12 protein-coding genes are annotated in these 17965 nt (G+C 73.6%); 5 read left to right on the forward strand and 7 right to left on the reverse strand.

The genetic code is table 11. The features are described from left to right. The first annotated feature begins 280 nt into the window (after nt 1-280). From GA0070624_RS12490 to GA0070624_RS12510, 5 genes are read left to right on the forward strand one after another with little or no spacing between them, the layout of a single operon-like run. The gene (locus GA0070624_RS12490) at nt 281-2212 is read left to right on the forward strand and encodes a stealth family protein (RefSeq protein ID WP_091340616.1); all 1932 of its coding nucleotides are present in this window, start codon (nt 281-283) and stop codon (nt 2210-2212) included. Further along, the gene (locus GA0070624_RS12495; protein ID WP_091340619.1) at nt 2205-4268 is read left to right on the forward strand and encodes a PIG-L family deacetylase; all 2064 of its coding nucleotides are present in this window, start codon (nt 2205-2207) and stop codon (nt 4266-4268) included. The genes GA0070624_RS12490 and GA0070624_RS12495 overlap by 8 nt, the downstream gene beginning before the upstream one ends. After that, on the forward strand, nt 4265-5911 hold the full coding sequence (locus GA0070624_RS12500) for a stealth family protein (protein WP_218105144.1): 1647 nt from the start codon (nt 4265-4267) through the stop codon (nt 5909-5911). Before GA0070624_RS12495 ends, GA0070624_RS12500 begins: the two co-directional genes overlap by 4 nt. After that, complete coding sequence (locus GA0070624_RS12505) at nt 5908-8148, forward strand: glycosyltransferase family 4 protein (protein ID WP_091340621.1); 2241 nt, start codon at nt 5908-5910, stop codon at nt 8146-8148. Before GA0070624_RS12500 ends, GA0070624_RS12505 begins: the two co-directional genes overlap by 4 nt. Nucleotides 8149-8173: 25 nt before the next feature. Further along, nucleotides 8174-9940 (forward strand): stealth family protein, encoded by a 1767-nt coding sequence (locus GA0070624_RS12510; RefSeq protein WP_091340624.1) that lies wholly within the window; start codon nt 8174-8176, stop codon nt 9938-9940. A gap of 154 nt (nt 9941-10094) precedes the next feature. Here GA0070624_RS12510 and GA0070624_RS12515 read toward each other — a convergent pair whose 3' ends face one another. From GA0070624_RS12515 to GA0070624_RS12545, 7 genes are all read right to left on the reverse strand, one after another. Beyond that, nucleotides 10095-10748, reverse strand: coding sequence for a hypothetical protein (locus GA0070624_RS12515; RefSeq protein WP_091340629.1), 654 nt, complete (start codon nt 10746-10748; stop codon nt 10095-10097). Between the two features lie 200 nt (nt 10749-10948). After that, nucleotides 10949-11734 carry an anti-sigma factor family protein gene (locus GA0070624_RS12520; RefSeq protein ID WP_091340631.1) on the reverse strand — a complete coding sequence of 262 codons (786 nt, stop codon included), beginning with the start codon at nt 11732-11734 and terminating at the stop codon, nt 10949-10951. Then, entirely contained in the window at nt 11731-12426 is a 696-nt protein-coding gene (locus GA0070624_RS12525) for a sigma-70 family RNA polymerase sigma factor (RefSeq protein ID WP_091340634.1), read from the reverse strand. Before GA0070624_RS12525 ends, GA0070624_RS12520 begins: the two co-directional genes overlap by 4 nt. Before the next feature lie 82 nt (nt 12427-12508). After that, nucleotides 12509-13366: a spermidine synthase gene (locus GA0070624_RS12530; protein WP_091340635.1), complete on the reverse strand. Its 858-nt coding sequence runs from the start codon at nt 13364-13366 to the stop codon at nt 12509-12511. Continuing rightward, nucleotides 13366-14328, reverse strand: coding sequence for a hypothetical protein (locus GA0070624_RS12535; protein WP_091340638.1), 963 nt, complete (start codon nt 14326-14328; stop codon nt 13366-13368). Before GA0070624_RS12535 ends, GA0070624_RS12530 begins: the two co-directional genes overlap by 1 nt. A 13-nt stretch (nt 14329-14341) precedes the next feature. Beyond that, complete coding sequence (locus GA0070624_RS12540) at nt 14342-16816, reverse strand: AAA family ATPase (protein ID WP_091340641.1); 2475 nt, start codon at nt 16814-16816, stop codon at nt 14342-14344. Further along, nucleotides 16816-17964, reverse strand: coding sequence for an exonuclease SbcCD subunit D (locus tag GA0070624_RS12545; RefSeq protein WP_091340642.1), 1149 nt, complete (start codon nt 17962-17964; stop codon nt 16816-16818). Before GA0070624_RS12545 ends, GA0070624_RS12540 begins: the two co-directional genes overlap by 1 nt. Nucleotide 17965: the final 1 nt, after the last annotated feature.

A 17965-nucleotide genomic window follows, 5' to 3' on the forward strand; every position in this document is an offset into this window, starting at 1 on the left:
TACGAGGTGAACGGCTGATGTACCTGCTTCGAATCCGCTGTTAATGTCTCGCGTGCCGCTCCCCGTGTTGGCGGTCCTCTCCTACCGGCGCGCAGCGCCGCGGCCCGGTGGAAGGGATCTCCGGGGGCGGCCAACGGGGAAGCAAGTCAGAAGGGCGATCAGCGATGCGTGCTCGTTCAGCGTGTCACGACGTACCGGACCCGGCTCTGCCGGCATCGCCCCGCCGGCCCTGACCGATGGCGGGGACAGCCGCGGTCGTCAGCTCTGACGGGCCGCTACCATGATCGCGCTCAAGCTCTACCGCACCCTGCCGCAGGGGATGCGGCGCCGACTGATCGCGGTGCTGCCCCAGCACCGCCGGCTCAGCCTGGTGCGCACCCTCACCCGGCCGAGCGGCGGCGACACCGTGCGTGTGATCGGTTCGCGGGTGACCGTCAGCGACGGCGGCGCGCGGACCGAGGCCGAGGTGGTCGCCGCCGCAACGCCGCTGCAGATGTGGCACCGCAACCTCACCGCAGTGACCACCGCCCTGGCGGCGGCCGGGATCGACCACCACTGCCTGCGCAACGACGACTACCTGCGCAGCTCGGTGGCGGTGCTCGAGGACCGGCGGGCCGAGGTGCTCCGGCTGGTCCGCTCCGCCCCGGCGCTGTCCGGCGCGCATGTCCGCGTGGTCGAGGTACGGCCCGGGCGGAACCAGCCCGACCTGACGCCCACCGAGGTGATCCAGGTGTGGTTCCCGGTGACCGACGTCCGGGCGGGCGTGGTCCTGGGCGTCCAGTTCGCCTGCGAGATCGAGTTCTGGACGCGGGTGGGCGACGTCGTTCGCGCGCCCCGGCACAACGCGGTGGTCGACGAGGCGCCGGCCTGGGCGGAGCCGGTCCGGGTGGCGGCCGCGCTGATCAGCCACTTCGTCCCGGAGGCGGACGACCGCACCTACCGCACCCGCCGAGACCTCACCGTGCGCGCCCCCGACCGGGTGGGCTTCCCGATCGACGCCGTCTTCACCTGGGTGGACGGCTCGGATCCGGAGTGGCTGCGCCGGAAGGAGGCCGCGCTCGGCACCCCCGGCGGCCTGCTGCACGCCGTCGCGGCGAACACCTCCCGCTACCACAACCGCGACGAACTGCGGTACGCGATGCGCTCGCTGCACAGCTTCGCGCCCTGGCTGCGCCGGATCTTCCTGGTCACCGACAGTCAGCTGCCCAGTTGGCTCGACCCCAATCACCCGATGGTCACCGTCGTGACCCACGCCGAACTCTTCGCCGACCTCGGCGGGCGGTCGTCGTTCAACTCGCACGCGATCGAGTCCCGGCTGCACCGGATCGAGGGCCTCGCGGAGCACTTCCTCTACTTCAATGACGACGTCTTCCTGGGCCGACCGCTGCTGCCCACCCACTTCTTCCACGCCAATGGGATCGCGAAGTTCTTCCTCTCCCCGGCCCAGTTCGGCCTCGGGGAGGCGAAGCCGAGCGACCCGCCGGTGAACGCTGCCGGGAAGAACAACCGCTGGCACATCCAGCGGCAGTTCGGCGTCACCATCACGCAGAAGATGAAGCACACCCCGTTCGCGCTGCGGCGCAGCATCATGTACCAGATCGAGCAGGTGCTGCAGTCGGACGTGATGGCGACGGCGCGGCACCAGTTCCGGCACCACGGCGACCTCTCCATCCCGTCGTCGCTGTACCAGTACTGGGCCTACCTGACCGGTCAGGCTGTGCCGGGCGACATCGAGTACGAGTACGCCGACCTCGGCCACCCCTCGACGCCCGCCCGCCTCGCCGAACTCCTGGCCCGCCGGCACCGCGACGTCTTCTGCCTCAACGACACCGACTCCGACCCGGAGGTCTTCACGGAGCAGGAGAGCATGCTGGCCGACTTCCTGCCCCGATACCTGCCCTTCCCCGCACCGTTCGAGCTGCCCGACCACGTGGTCGCCGAGCGCCGGAAGCTGGGGGCGACCGCCCTGTGGCGGCAGGCCCGAAGCGGCGACCGGCACGGCAGGCAGGTGGACGCGGCGACGACTCCCTCGCTCCGGGTCGGCAGGCAGGTGGACGCGGCGACCGCGGCTAGAGTGCGGGTCAGCCCCCGGCTGGACGCGCCCACCTTGCCCTCGGTCCGCATCGCTGCCGCCCGCGCCGTCGACCACGACAAGGCCGCGCCACCCGGAGCCGGACCTTCCACCGCGTTAGGAGAGGCGCGAGATGCCTGATCACCTGGAGTGGGTCGAGCCGGTGCTCGCGCTCGCCCGTCGGGCCGCCCGGTTGCCGCGCGGTGCCCGGACGCCGTTCGCGCCCGTCGGGCGGCCGCGGTCGATGGCCGTCATGGCGCACCAGGACGACGACCTCTACTTCCTCAACCCGCTGCTGGTGAGCCAGCTGCACAGCAGCGAGGAACACCTGACCGTCTGCCTGACCGCGGGCGAGGGCGACGGCCGCAACGCGCCGGGCGGCACCAGGGAACACGCCGCCGCGCCGGTCGACTTCGAGGCCTTCGCGGCTGCCCGGTTCAACGGGCTGCGCTGCGCGTACGCCGACATGGTGCTGGGTGACCGGGACGCCAAGTGGCGCCGCGAGGTGACCACCCTGGCCGGCGGGGCCGAGGCCGACGTGTCGGTTCTGGTCGACGCGCCGCACGTCCGGCTGGTCGCGCTCAATCTCTGGTGCGCGCCCCCGCCGGACGCGGCTCCCGGCTCCGGTCCGCTGACCCGGCTCTGGACGGGCGAGGCCACCTCGACGCCGACGATGGTTCCGCTCGGGTCCCCGGTCACGGGGACCCACAGCTATTCCCGGGACAGCCTGGTCGAGTCCCTCGTGGAGCTGATGCGGCGCTTCGAGCCCACCCTGCTGTGGACGATGGACCCGGATCCCGACCTGCAGGTGCACGACCGGGCCAACCCGCGGTACGCGGACACCGGGGACTACTCGGACCACATCTTCCACACGATCACCGGCCTCTTCGCCCACGAGGCCGCCGCCCGGTGGTTCGCGGAGGGGGGCGGTCGCCGCACGTCGGTCGAGGCGTTCCGCGGCTACTACGTCCGGCGCTGGCCGTCCAATCTCAGCCCGGAGGCGCGCGCCCGGAAGCAGCGGTACAAGGACGTGTACGGGTGGGCCGACCGCCGCCCGAGCGGCGATCCCGCCGGCCTGGGCGACCGGAAGGTCGGCGGCGACCTGATCGCCGGCGGCAACGCCTCCGGCACCACGCTGCGCTATCCCGGCTCGCGATCCTGGGCCGGTCCCGGGGCCGACGGCCGGCTCTCCGCCTTCGCGGTCCGGGGCGGACAGGTCGTGCACTGGCGGGAGGATCGCCCCGGCGAGTTCGCCGGGAGTCGGCGGGTGCCGGGGCGCAAGCTGCTGCCGCACGTGGACGCCGTGCCGACCGCGGACGGCGGCTGGCGCCTGTTCGCCGTGCGGCAGGGGCTGACCGCCGACCCGGCCCAGCACGTCCGCGACCTGTGGACGATCCTCCTGCCGGCCTCCGGCGACTACCGGGACGTGCGGTGGGAGTCGCTGGGCAACCCCAACGCGCAGAGCGGGCCCGCGAAGCGGCGCAACATCGGCATGCCGCAGGCCGTTTCGCTCCCCGGTGGCCGACTGCTCGTCCTCACCAGAAACGCCGGCAAGGGGCTGAGCGGTCGGCTGCACGACGGCGCCACCTGGACGCCCTGGCGGGACCTCGGCGGTGGGGACACCCAGGAGGGCCTGACCGCGGTCGCCCTGGACGACGGGTCGGTCGAGGTGCTCGCCGCGGGCCGCAACGGCATCGCCCGCTGGCTGGTCTCCACGGCGGGGGAGCTCACCGCCAAGTTCTCGGTGGTGCGCACCGAGGCGCCCGCGGGGCCGCCCACCGTGGTGCGGTTGCCCGACGGCAGCCGGATGATGTTCTGCCGGTGCCGGGACTCGGCGTCGGTCGTGTCCTTCCGCACCCGCGGCGACGGCCAGGTCTGGGACCCGTCCAGTCTCGTCGACCTCGGCGGTCATGGCGGGCCCGGTCCGATCGCCGCCCGGTTCGTCCCGGACAGGCGCGAAGTGCTGGTCGCCGTCCGGGACGATGCCTCGGCGACGAGCGTGCTCCGGGTGGGGCCCGACGGCCGGGCCCGCGGCACCTGGCTGCGGGAGGCCACCCCGGTCGCCGGCAGTCACGCGGTGTCGGTCGACTCCTCCGGGCGGCCCGTCGTGCTGGCGGTCTCCGCCGGCGGCGGGTTGCTCACCCTGCCGGTGACGCCCTCGACGTCGTCGGTCAGCTCGATGAAGGAAGTTCCGTGAACGACGCCCTCCCCGGTCCGCAGACGCTCCCGACCCCGGCGGTCTCCGCGCCGGCCGGGTGGCCGGCGCCGGCCACGCCGGCCGGTGAGCCGGACGACATCCGCGAGGTGCTGGTCGACGGGGGACGCCGCCGCGCCCACATGCACGCCGACCTCAGCCCGCTGCGGGGCCGTCAGCTCAACGTCGCCGCGGTGGCCGGCGCGCTCGAGGCGCACGGCGTGGACCACTTCCTCGTCCGGGGCATGGACGACCGGACGCCGGTGATCGGCGTCAACGAGGAGGACCGGGTCGCCGCCCTCGGCGCCCTGGAGAAGCTCGGCGCGGCCGGCCCCTGCTACGTGAGCCAGGTGCTGCCGAAACCGCCGATCGTCAGCGCGCTGCGGGACGCCGCCGATCCGGCCGCCTGGGTCGACCTGCACCGGGCGCGGGCGCTCAAGATGACCTGGTTCCGGATCGACCCGACCGAGAAGCTGGTCCTCGGCGCCGCGTACGGGTGCGAGATCGAGTTCTGGCGGCCGGACCGGAAGGCCGACGTGCTGCGCGCGCCGCGCCGCAACCGGATGATGCCGGCGGTGTCGATGGCCGGCGTGCCGGTGGAGGTCGGCGAGCACCGGTTCACCCGGCTCGCCGCGGCCACCAAGCCGGGCCCGCGCTTCCGCACCCGGCCGGAGTTCGATCACTCGCTCCCGGACGACATCGACTTCCCGATCGACGTCGTCTACACCTGGGTGGACGGCGCGGACCCGGAGTGGCAGCGCCGCCGGGCCGAGGTCAAGGGCGAGGCGTTCCACGCCGAGGCCGCCAGCGAGTCGCGGTACATCAACCGGGACGAGCTGAAGTACTCGCTGCGGTCACTGCACCTCAACGCGCCCTGGGTACGCAACATCTACATCGTGACCGACCGGCAGCGGCCGGCCTGGCTCGACCTGAGCGCCGGCAACATCTTCCTGGTCAACCACGAGGACATCTTCCCCGACCGGAGCGCGCTGCCGACGTTCAACTCGTGCGCGATCGAGAGCCAGCTGCACAACATCGACGGCCTCGCCGAGCACTTCCTCTACCTGAACGACGACATGTTCTTCGGCCGGCCGCTGGCGCCCCAGACCTTCTTCCTCGCCAACGGCAACACCAAGTTCTTCCTGTCCCAGAACCGGATCCCGATCGGCCCGATCACCAGTCTCGACAGCCCGGTCGACGCGATGATCAAGAACAACCGGCGGCTGATCGAGGAACGGTTCGGCCGGACCCTGACCCAGGGCAGCCAGCACGTGCCGTACCCGCTGCGGCGGAGCATCCTGGCGGAGATCGAGCGCGAGTTCCCGGCGGAGCACGCCCGCACGGTGCGGAGCAGGTTCCGCAGTGCCACCGATCTCACCATCACCTACTCCCTGCACCACTACTACTCCTTCCTGACCGGGCGGGCGCTGCCCGGCCACGTCAACTACGGCTATGTCCAGCTGGCGGTGCCGGATCTGGCCGCCCGACTGAAGCGGGCCGAGGCGCGTCGGGACTGGGACACCTTCTGCATCAACGACGCGTTCTCGACGTACGCCCAGCTCCAGCAGCAGATGGCCATCCTGGAACCGTTCCTGGAGGCGTACTTCCCGGTGCCCAGCCCGTACGAGTCGGCAGGCCAGCGGTGAAGTACTCCTTCCTCATCCACAACTTCTACGGCGTGGGTGGCACCAATCGGGCGGTGCTGAACCTGGCCACCGCGCTGCTGGAGGGCGGACACCAGGTCGAGGTCGCGTCGGTGTTCCGCCGGCTCGATCGGACCATGTTCGACGTCGACGAGCGGATCACCGTCGTACCACTGGTCGACACCAGGCCACGGCGGCCGGACCGGTCCAATCCGCGGCACCGGGAACCCTCGACACTGATCCCCGAGACCGAGGAGTTCCACCTGCACTACAGCCGGCTGACGGATGAGCGGATCGTCCGCTACCTCCGGTCCACCGACGCGGATGTCGTCGTGGGCACCCGGCCGGGGCTCAACCTCGCCGTGGCCCGGCATGCCCCGGAGCATGCCGTGCGCGTCGCGCAGGAGCACATGACGCAGGACCTGATCGACGACGCGGTGAAGGCCGAGATCCGCCGGTACTACCCGCGCATCGACCTGGCGTACACCGTCACGAGCGCGGACGCGGCCGCCTTCCGCGCCGGCAACCCGGTGCCGGGCACCCGGATCGAGGTGCTGCCCAACAGTTCGCCACCACCCGGCGTCCCGCCCGCCGACGGGCGGAGCAGGATCGTGGTGGCGGCCGGGCGGCTCGACCCGATCAAGCGGTACGACCGACTGATCACCGCCTTCGCCCGGGCGGCGGTGGACTGTCCCGGTTGGACCCTGCGGATCTACGGCGACGGCGAGCAGCGGCAGGCGCTCGCCGCGCTGATCCGGGAGCTGGGCGTCTATGACCAGGTCCAGCTGATGGGCCGCCGCGATGACATGTCGACGGAGTGGGTGAAGGGGGCCATCGCCGCCGTCTCCTCGGAGCGCGAGTCGTTCGGCATGACGATCGTCGAGGCCATGCGGCTCGGCCTGCCGGTGGTCAGCACCGACTGCCCGGTGGGTCCGCGCGAGATCATCGACGACGGTGAGGACGGTCTGCTGGTCCCGAGCGACGACCTCGACGCGTACACCGGCGCGCTGCTGACGCTGATGCGGGACGACGAGGTGCGTGCCCGGATGGGCAAGGTGGCTCTGGCCAACTCCGCTCGCTTCGATCCGGCCCACCTGGCCGCCCAGTTCGCTCGCGACTGCGAAGAGGTGCTGACCGTCCGGCGCGCGGAGCCGCCCCGGCGCCCGCGGGCCGGGCGCCGGGTGCCGAGGAGCGGGTTGACCCGGTCGGTCCTCGCCCGGGGCGGCGAGCTGCTCCGGGAGCCGGACCTGGTCCGGACGCTGGCCGATCCGGTGCTGCGCGGGATCGCGGGGAACGACCTCGCTCGACGGGCGAGCATGGGGGCGCTCGTGCGGCTGGCGCGGGTCCGGCGGGTGCGGGGCACCAGCACGCGGCTGCAGCAGGCGATCCGGCGGCGAGTCTCGGCCCCGACCGACGGTCCGATCGTGGACTGCCTGGTGCTGCCCGACTTCGGACTGCAGTGGTCCGTCGACGCGGCGACCTGCGCTGGCGAGGCGTCGGTCGTGCTGCGCAACCGCGACACCCGCGAGGTCGTCCAGGTGGCCCTCGCCCCGGCGGTCGACGGCCTCCGGCACGTCGGCACGCTGGCCGCGGCCGCCCTGCCCGAGGGTCGGTGGAATGTCTATCTGATGGACGGGCAGGGAGTCCGGCGCCGGGTGCGCCCGCAGCGGCTCGACAGCCGGTTCCTCGCCGGCGGGCCGGACGACGGACCCGCCGGGGGGCTGTCGGGGGTGCGGGCGCACGTGCCCTACCGCACCGCCGACGGCTTCCTCGCGGTGCGCAGCTGGGTGCGCGCCGCCCACGCCGAGGTTCGCCGGATCGCGCTCGACGGCGAGGACGTCACGATCGCGTTCACGTGGCACGGACCGGGCATCCCGGACGGCGCGGTGCTCCGTCGCCGGGGCGACCGACCGGAGTCGCTCGCCGTGTCGACCGCGTCGGCGACCGACGGGACGATGACCATGCTGGTGCCCCTGGCGCCGCTGACCGACCTCCGGCTGGGCCGCTACGAGGACTGGGACATCTTTCTCCGGCAGCCCGGCGGCCTCGACGAGGTCCGGCTGGGGCGGTTCGTCGACGACGTGGTCGACAAGAAGCGCACCTACAACTATCCGGAGATCCATCTGGCCCAGGAGGTGGAACTGGACCTGGTCGAGGAGGACCCGGCGCCGACGCTGCGGGTGCGCCCCTACTACACGATCGACAGTGAGCTGTCGATCGTCGTCATCGACCGGCCGTAGCCCTGACCCGAAGGAGAGGACCGCGGTGAGCGAGCCGAGGCAAGGGCGGTCGGACACCCCCCGGGCCGTCGCCGAGCCGACGAGGTTCGTCGACACCTACCGTCGGGTGCTCAGCCCGCAGGCCCGCCGGGCCATCGCCAAGCGGTTGAGCCCGCAGACCCGTCACCAGGTCAAGCAGTGGGTGGCCCAGGTGACCGGCGACCAGCAGCCGTCCGTGCGGCGGGGGGAGCGGCTGGCCCGCCGCCAGCCGGAGCTCCTGGCCGGCGGCGACCGCGTGCTCGTCACGGTGGATCGGCGGGCCCGGGTCGCTCTGGTCCGCCCGGAGGTGTCGCCCTGGTCGGCCCGGGCCGCCAACCTCGCCGCGGTCACGGCGGCGCTCGCCGAGGCCGGGGTGGAGCACTTCTGCGTACGCGGCCGCTCCGACCGCAACGCGGTGGTCGCCGTCGACGCCGCCGACCGCGACCGGGTGTACGCGGCGCTGGCCGAGGCCTGCCGCCGACTGCCCGGGTACGTCTCCGAGGTGACCGGCGATCAGCCGCGGTCGTCCGCGCCGGGCTTCGAGCCGCACGCGTGGCGACGGCTGCGCGACGCCAACGTGCTCCGGATGACCTGGTACTGGACCGACCCCCGGCACCGGCTGGTGCTCGGTGTGCCGTACGGCTGCGACGTGGAGCTCTGGACCCGGCGGGAGGACCGGCTGGTCGCCCCCCGCCGGAACCTGGTGACGGAATCGGTGCCGGTGGTGGGTGCCGTGGTCCACGCGCCCGCCGACCTGTTCACCGTGCTGGGGCCGACCACTCCGGCGGTGACGGTCCGGACCCGTCCGGAGTTCGCGATCCGGCTCCCCGGGGACGTGACGTTCCCGGTCGACGTCGTCTACACCTGGGTGGACGGCACCGATCCGGAGTGGCTGCGCCGGCGCGCCGAGGTGGCCGGTACGCCGTATCACGCTGAGTCGGCGAGCGCCGCGCGGTTCCTCAGCCGGGACGAGCTGCGCTACTCACTGCGCTCGCTGCACACCTACGCCCCCTGGGTGCGTACCGTCTACCTGGTCACCGACGACCAGGTGCCGCCCTGGTTGGACCGTTCGGCCCCGGGCCTGCGAGTGGTCAGCCACCGGGAGATCTTCCGCGATCCGTCCATGCTGCCGACGTTCAACTCGCACGCCATCGAGAGCCAGCTGCACCACATCGAGGAGTTGTCCGAGCACTTCCTCTACTTCAACGACGACGTCTTCCTCGGCTGCGAGGTCACCCCGAAGGACTTCTTCCTGGCCAACGGCATCACGAAGTTCTTCCCCTCGCCGGCGCTGGTGCCACCAGGGCCGCCGTCGGCGGACGACATCCCGGCCTCAGCCGCCGGCAAGAACAACCGACGGCTGATCGCGGAGCGCTTCGGCACGGTGCTGACGCAGAAGATGAAGCACATGCCGCACGTGCTGCGGCGCAGCGTGCTGTACGAGATCGAGGAGACGTTCCCGGCCCAGCACCGGGGCACCGCCGGCAACCGCTTGCGCAGCATGGCCGACATCTCGATCGCCTCGTCGCTGCACCACTACTACGCTTTCCACACCGGTCGCGCGGTGCCGGGGGAGCTGGAATACACCATCGCCGAGCTGTCCCATCCCGACACGCCCGCGCGCCTCGCGCACCTGCTCGCGCGACGGGACCGGCACGTCTTCTGCCTCAACGACGCCTTCTCCACGGAGGAGGACATGGCCGCCCAGCTGTCGATCCTCACGCCCTTCCTGGACACCTACTTCCCCGTGCCGAGCCCCTGGGAGAAGAGCTGAGGCCGGCCCCAACGCGGCCCCGCAACGCCGGCCTCGAGCGGGCCGGCGCCGCAGCCGGGACGCGAAGCGCTGCCGGTACGCGTCCCCTGCACGACGGTGACCGGCCGCGCCCTCCCCGGCTGCGACCGGCCACCGTGTCCAGGTGTGGCGCGGTTCAGTACGAGTAACCCGAGCTGCCGCCGTCGGAACTGCCCGAGTCGCCCGACGACGGCGGGGCGACCGGCTTCGGGGTGCCGGTGGGCAGGCAGGTCAGGTTCTTCTTGCCGTTCCGGTCGACCACGAACCAGGTGCCGCCGACACCCTGGCCCTTCCACTGGCCGGGCTTCTTGTCGCCGATGTACCGGTAGACCGGCCAGCCGCCGATGGTGATCTGCCGGGTGCCGTCCTGCCGGGTGACCGTGCCGACCTTGTCGTCGGAGACGCCCTGAAGCTCCGGGTTGCCGTCGGTCAGCGCGGGCGGCCAGACCTTGGCGCACTTGTCCACGCAGTTGGACGACGGCGGGTCCGCCGAGTCCTTGTCGAAGCGGTAGAGGATCCAGCCGTCCTGGTCGGTCACCACGTTGCCCATCCGGGCGACCTTCTTGCCGATCAGCCGTTCGGTGAGCCGGACGTCGGCCGGCGGCGCCTGGTCGTCGGTGGCCTCCGCGCTCGCGGTGGCTTCCGGTTCGGCCGTCGCGGTGGGTTCGGCCGCGGCGACGGCGACCGGCTCGGCCGCGCTCGAGTTCGCCCCGTCGTAACCCGCGGGAGCGCAGGCCGTTAGTGCAACCATCGCGCTCGCGGCGATGACGGTCCGCTTCATCTGTGCCACGTGCCCTCCTCATGCTTGGCAGTTCACGGGGTAGTACGGCCCGTTCTCTGTCAAGGTTGAAGGCGAAAGCGTGCTGCATTTCACAGTGGATCCGTTGAACCGTTCCGGGGCCCGGCAAGTGACCGAGCACGTCGGCTCCTCCTCCGCCGGGCACGCCGAAGCGGCGCCGGGGCACTGCCCGGCGCCGACGTCGTGGCGGGTCAGAGGTCGGCCACCGTCACCAGCGGGCTGGCCACCCCCTTCGCGTCGATCGACTGCACCTGGATCTTCTCGATGTCGTCCCGTCCGGCGGAGGTGGACGCGGTCAGCTCCAGCGGGAGCTGATTGCTGTTGGTCCCGTAGCCGCCGCCCGGCACGGCCCAGGTCGAGATCACCTCGGTGGTGGAGTTCTTCCGGATCACCACCAGTCGGCAGGTGCGCGGCCCGGGCAGCTTGGCGAGCTGAAGGTCGATCCTGGTGCCGTACTCCTTCGAGGTGAGCCACATCGTCGTCTTCACCCCGGTGGTCGGATCGGTGGCGTCGTGCTGCTCGCCCTCCTGCTCATTACCGCCGATGTTCGGGTCGTTGGGGTCGGCCGGGACATCGCTCGGCGGGGCGGTGACCGGCGTGGTCAGGGTCGGCTCCGCGTACGGGACCCGCTCGTCGCCGATGCCCGCGATGCCGGCGATGCCGACGCCGCTGACGCCGCCGAAGACCACCACGGCCGCCGCCGTGGCGAGCAGCTGGCGGAACCGGGCGCGCCGCCGGTCGAGCCGCACCGCCATCAGGGTCCGGTCCAGCAGGGCGGGATCGGTGTGGGTCTGCTCCAGGGCGGTCATGGTCTCCCCGTCGATCCCGGAGAGCAGCCCCACCACCGGCACCATGGTCTCCAGCTCCGCCGCGCACGCCCAGCAGGTGGCGAGGTGCTCCTCGAACCGCTCGGTGTCCTGTTGATCCAGCACGCCCAGCGCATACGCGGCCACGTCCAGGTGATCTGCCCGGCTCATTCCGTCACCCCCCGCTCCTGGAGAGCCGTGCGCAGCGCGCGCAGCGCGTAGTAGACCCGCGACTTGGCGGTGCCGAGCGGAAGGCCCAGCTCCGCGGCCGCCTCCGGCACCGTCCGCCCCCGGAAGTACGTCGCCACCAGGATCTCCCGGTGCGACTGGCTCAGCGTACGCAGCGCGTCCGCCACCGTCATCGTCCGCAGGACCCGGTCCGTGCTGTCCGCCTCGGCGAACGCGGTCAGGTCCCGGTCGTACGTCTCGGTCGGGCGGGCCTGTTCGCTGCGGTGCTCGTCGATGGCGATCCGCCGGGCGACGGTGACCAGCCAGGGTCGCAGCGACCCCTGCCCCTGCGTGCCCAGCCGGTGCGCGTTGCGCCAGGCGCGCAGCAGCGTCTCCTGGACGATGTCCTCGGCGCGCTGCCGGTCGCCGCCGGTCAGTCGCATCACGAACATCAGCAGCGGGCCGGCGTGCTCGGCGTAGAGCAGCCGGATCAGCTGGTCGGAATGACTGACCTCAGTGGAGGCTGCCTGGTGGCGTCCGGGCACCGGTCGCGGCGTCACCGGGCCATTCTGGCGATCGCCGGGACACCCGTCGACCCCATGGCCCGACCCCGACGCGCGCGACGGCTGGGCCCGGGCGAACATCCACTCGGGCCTTGCCATGTCGCCCTGCCAGCCGGCCGCCACCGCATGCATGCAGACCTCCGGGTGTCCAATGACATCAGCCGGCCCCCACGGGCATGGCCGCCCGGTGATACGGAGTGACCCGCCGAGCGGATCAACGGCGCACGGAGAAAATTCCGGGCGGGGGTGGGGTGGAGGCGGTGGCGTCCGCGTCGTGCACCACCGGGGCGCCGCCGGCGAACCGCTCCAGTTCGTCGCCGGCCAGCACCCGCCCGGGGAACCAGTCGCCGGCCGCCCGTCGGGTCAGCTCCGGCACCGGCGGCTCGACCCGCCCCGCCACCAGCACCAGGTTTCCGTAGCGCCGGCCACGCAGCACCGCCGCGTCGCCGACCACGCAGGCCCGCGGCAGCACCGACCGGACCGTGGCGACCTGGGCGCGGGCGTGCCGCAGCGGCGGCCCGTCGGCGATGTTGGCGAGGTACCAGCCGTCCGGGCGGAGCACCCGGGCCACCTCGGCGACGTACTCCACCGAGGTCAGGTGGGCCGGGGTGCGGGCGCCGGCGAAGACGTCCGCCACCACCACGTCGTAGCTGCCGTCCCGGCTGGCGGTCAGGGTCGCCCGGGCGTCGGCCACCCGGACCCGCAGCCGGGGGTCGGTGGGCCAGGGCAGGACCCGGCGGACCAGCTCGACCAGGGCGCCGTCCACCTCGGACACCCGCTGGCTCGACCCCGGTCGGGTGGCGGTGACGTAGCGGGGCAGGGTCAGCGCGCCGCCGCCGAGGTGCAGCACGCGCAGCGGCGCACCGGCCGGGGCGATCAGGTCGATCGCGGCGGCGAGCCGCCGGACGTACTCGAACTCGAGGTGGGTCGGGTCGGCCAGGTCCACATGCGACTGCGGGGCGCCGCCGAGGAGCAGCGTCCACGAGCCGGCCCGGGCCGGGTCCGGCACCAGCTCGGCCTGCCCGGTGTCGACCTGCTCGATCACCCGGTCGGCGCGGCGTCGGCGGCCCATCAGCGCCGGATTCCCCGGGCGGCCGCGGTCAGCACCCGGTGCAGCAGGCGGGCGTCACCGAGCAGGCCGCGCAGCCGGCGTTCCAGCCCGGCGATGGGGACGAGGTTCTGCGGGGCGCGCGGGTCCTTGTACGGCGTGGAGGCGAACCGGGGGAGGGTGACCAGGGAGAGGTCGGCCAGCTTGATCGCCTCGGCCGGGGTCAGCTCGGCCGAGCACTCCACCCGCACGATGCCGGCCCAGGGCGCGCCACTTGCCACCGGCAGCCGGAGATACCAGGAGTAGCCGCCCCAGGCGGTGCCGAGCCGGAACACCGGCGAGCGCTGGCCCGGCACCAGCCCGGTCACCACCGCGGTCAGCCGGGCGTCCAGGTACTGACTGTGCTGGGTCTTGATGTAGCCCAGGGTGCGCGGCAGTTGCCGACGGCTGCGCAGCGGACCGTCCACCACCAGCAGGTCGCCGTCGACCCGCGCGGCGTTGGAGACCTCCACCTCCAGCGCGGTCAGCGGACCCTGCACCGCCGCCGGGAGCTTGCTCAGCTCGCCGGTGCCACCCACCCGGTGCACCGGGTAGCGAATCTGGCCGGCCACCACGTCCGCCACGGACGGGCTGGCGGTGAAGAGACCCCGGCCGACCCGGGCGCCGGCCAGCTCCGCCGCGCCGCGCTCCAGGTCGCAGCGGACCACCCCGGCGGCGTACGAGGCGGCGAGGCCGGGGAAGGAGCCGCCGTCGTCCTCGGCCGTCCAGAGGCTGGCGTCGATCCGGCGTACCCCGTCGACCAGCAGCACCACGTCCGGGGCGAGCACGTCCCGCCGGACGCCGATCGCCCGCCAGTCCACCGCCGGCAGCTCGACGTCCGCGTCGACCTGGGCGCTGCTCGGCGCCGCCGGCCCAGCCGCCGACGCCTCGAACGAGGCCCCGTACGCCGGATCCCACGCGTCGACGAAGAACCGCGGTCGCGTCACGCCGCCCCCGTATTCACAGGCCGGTCCGTTCTACCCGGGCCGTGCGGGCGTCCTTGCGGACCTCGAAGCGGACCGGGATCCGCTCGGCCAGCGCCGGCACGTGGGTGACCACGCCGACCATCCGGTCGCCACGGGCCGCGAGATTTTCCAGGGTGGCGGCGACGGTGTCCAGGGTGGCCGCGTCCAGCGTGCCGAAGCCCTCGTCCAGCACGATCGACTCCAGGCTCGCCGCGGTGGTCGACATCCCAGCCAGCTGCTCGGAGAGGGCCAGCGCCAGCGCCAGCGAGGCCTGGAAGGTCTCCCCGCCGGAGAGGGTCCGCACCCCCCGGCGCAGCCCGGCGTCGTGGTGGTCGACGACGAAGAACTCCCCCTTGTCGTGCACCAGGTCGTACTGGCCGTTGGAGAGCTCGCGCAGGATCCGCGACGCGCCGTCGACCAGCAGGTCCAGCGCCTCGGCCAGCAGCCAGCGCTCGAAGTTGTTGGCCCGCAGGTGCCCGGCGAGGGCCCGGGCCACCCGGGCCTCCCGCTCGTGGCCGGCCCGCTGCTCGCGCAGCCCGGCGGCCTGTTCGCGCCGCTCGACCAGCCGGCGCAGCTCGGCCTCGGCGCGTTCCACCGCCACGGCAGCGGCCCGGACCGGGTCGTCCGGGACGTCCAGCCCGGCGTCGGTGAAGAGGCCTCCGATCCGCTCGTCGACCGCCCCGGCGGCCGTCCGGGCCTCGGTGACCGAGGCGGCCAGCCCGACCCGCTCGGCGCGCCGCCGGTCGGCCTGCTCACCAGCCCACGCGGCCAGGGCGGCCCACGCGGCGGCCACGTCGTCGCGTTCCGCGGTCGGCGGGCCGAACCGGGCCAGCCCGTCCCGGGTGGTGTCGAAGTCCCGCCACGCCGTGCGCAGCCGCTCCTCGGCGCCGTCGAGCGCCCCACGGGCCCGTCGGGCGGCGTCCCGGCCGGCGCGCACGGCGGCCGCCGCCTCCTCCAGCGCCCGCCGCAGCCGGGCATGCTCGTCGAGATCCCGGCGCAGCGCCGCCGGGGTGGCCGCACCGGAGAGCTGCTCGTCCAGCTCGGCCAGCCGGTCCCGGAACTGATCGTGCTGGGCGCGGGCCCGCAGCAGCACCCGCTCCAGGTCGCGGGCGGCGGCATCGCGCTCCTGCACCACCCGCTTCGCCGCCTCGGTGGCGGCGCGGGCCGCCTTCCCGGCGGCGGTGGCCCGGGCCACCGCCGACCCGGCGGGCACCGCCGGCACCCGGGTCACCACCTGCTCGCACACCGGGCAGGGCGCGCCGTCGACCAGGTGCGCGCGGAGCGCGACGGCCTGGTCGGTGGCCTTCGCCGCCTCGTGCGCGCGGAACGCCGCCTCCAGCTCCGCGTCGGCGCGCTCGGCCGCCACGCGGGCCGCGGCCAGGGCCTGGGCCGCCGCGTCGTGCTCCGCCTGCGCCGCGGTCACCGCTACCCGCACGGCCGCGGCCTCGCCGGTCAGCCGGTCCCGGTCCGCGTGCGCCTTCAGCAGCAGGCGCAGCGCGCTCTCGTCGCCGGCCCCGGCCAGCTCGCCGCGCAGCTTCTCCTCCCGCTCCTCGGCCAGCGCCACCGCGGTGGCCGCCTCGTCGGCGGCGGCCCGGGCGGCGGTGACGGCCTGGGCCAGCTCGGCGATGCGGCCCGGCGCCCGCACCCCGGCCAGCACGGCCAGCTCGGCGTCGAGGGCGGCCAGCGCCGCCGTCGCCTCCCGCGCCGTCGCTCGGGCCCGCTCCAGCTCCGGTACGGCCACCGCGACCGCCCCGGCCAGCTCGCGCATCCGGCCCACCCGCTCCTCGGCCGTGGCCAGCGCCGCGTCGTCGACGTCGGTGAGCCCGCCCAGCACCCGGTCGACGGCCTCCAGCTTCGCCTCGGCCTGGCCGGCACGCTCGGTGGCCCGCTTCTGCACCTCCTCGTAAACGCCGAGGCCGAGCAGGTTGACCAGGATCTGCTGCCGGGTGGCGGGCTTGGCGTGCAGGAAGTCGGCGAACTGCCCCTGCGGCAGCAGCACGCAGCTGGTGAACTGCTCGTACGGCAGCCCGACCGCCGCCAGCACCGCCTGCTCCATCTCGGCGGGGGTGCCGGCGACCACCTGGCCGAGATCCTCCGGGCTGAGCCCGGTGTCGAGCTTGGTCACGTCGAAGCCGGCGGGCATGAGCTGCAACCCGGCATTGGCGGTCTTGACGGTGCCGCGGCCGTCCCGGCGGACCACCCGGGTCGCCACGTACCGGTCGCCGGCGGACTCGAAGACCAGCCGGACGCGGGCCTCGCTGGCCGAGGGGGCGAGCGCGTTGGCCAGGCCGCGGGCACCACCCCAGCGGGGCACGGTGCCGTAGAGGGCGAAGCAGATCGCGTCGAGCACCGTCGACTTGCCGGAGCCGGTCGGGCCGACCAGGGCGAAGAAGTCCGCGTCGGTGAAGTCGACCGTGGTCTCCTCGCGAAAGACGGTGAAGCCGGCCATGTCCAGCCGCATCGGTCGCATCAGTGGTCGACCCCCTCGAGGAGCTCGTCGAAGAGTTCCTGGACGCCCTCGTCGGCGTGCCCCCGGCTGCTCAGGTAGTCGGCGAAGAGCTCGTGGGGGGAGCGGCCGGCGCGCTGGGCGGTGCGGGTGCCGCTGCCGGGCACGGGAACCAGCTCGGGGTCGATCCGGATCTCCAGCGCGCGGGGCAGCAGCTCCTGCACCTCCTCGCGGAGCCCCGCTCGGGGCTGCTCGCGGACGTACACCCGCAGCCAGCCCTCCGGCGCCTCGATCTCGGCGAGCTGGGCCAGGGTGCCCCGGACGGTGCGCAGCGGGACCGCCCCCGGCACCGGCACCTCCCGGATCTGGGCGGCGGTGGTCGCGGTGACCTCGACGACGGTCACCGAGCCGACGTTCTCCTGCTCGCCGAAGTCGACGGCGAGCGGGCTGCCGCTGTAGCGCACCGGGCAGGGCCCGATCACCCGCTGGGAGCGGTGCAGGTGGCCCAGCGCCACGTAGTGCGCGTTGCCGGGGAAGACCGTGGCCGGTACGGCGTACCCGAGGACGGTGTGCGCGTCCCGCTCGCCGCCGCCGGTGCTCGCGCCGACCACGGTCAGGTGGGCGGTGACCAGGTGCACCCGGTCGGGCTCGGTGAAGCCCTCGGTGAGCCGGGCCAGGACCCGCCCGAGGTGGTCGGCGTACGTCTGGTTGGCCTCGGCCGCGGTCAGCTCGTACATCTCCACGGCGCGGACGGCGTACCGCTGGGAGAGGAAGGGCAGCGCGGCCAGCTGCCAGCGCTCGCCGTCGGCGGTGACCCCGTCGATGATGTGGTCGGCCGGATTGTCCCGGACGCTGCCGCGCAGGGTGATCCCGGCCGCCTCGGCCCAGGGGCGCAGCGCGTCGAGCGCCGCGCCGTTGTCGTGGTTGCCGCCGATGGCGACCACGTCCGCCCCGGTGCGCCGCAGCGCGGTCAGCGCCCGGGTCACCAGCCGGGTCGCCTCCGGGGTGGGCGCCGCGGTGTCGTAGAGGTCACCGGCCACGATGACCAGGTCAGGGCGCTCGGTGCGGGCGGTCTCGATCACCTGGGCCAGCACCTGCTTGTGCTCCTCGGCCCGGGACTGCCCCTTGAGGACCTTGCCGACGTGCCAGTCGGAGGTGTGCAGGATCTTCATG

It is taken from the genome of Micromonospora rhizosphaerae, from assembly GCF_900091465.1.
Taxonomy (GTDB): domain Bacteria; phylum Actinomycetota; class Actinomycetes; order Mycobacteriales; family Micromonosporaceae; genus Micromonospora; species Micromonospora rhizosphaerae.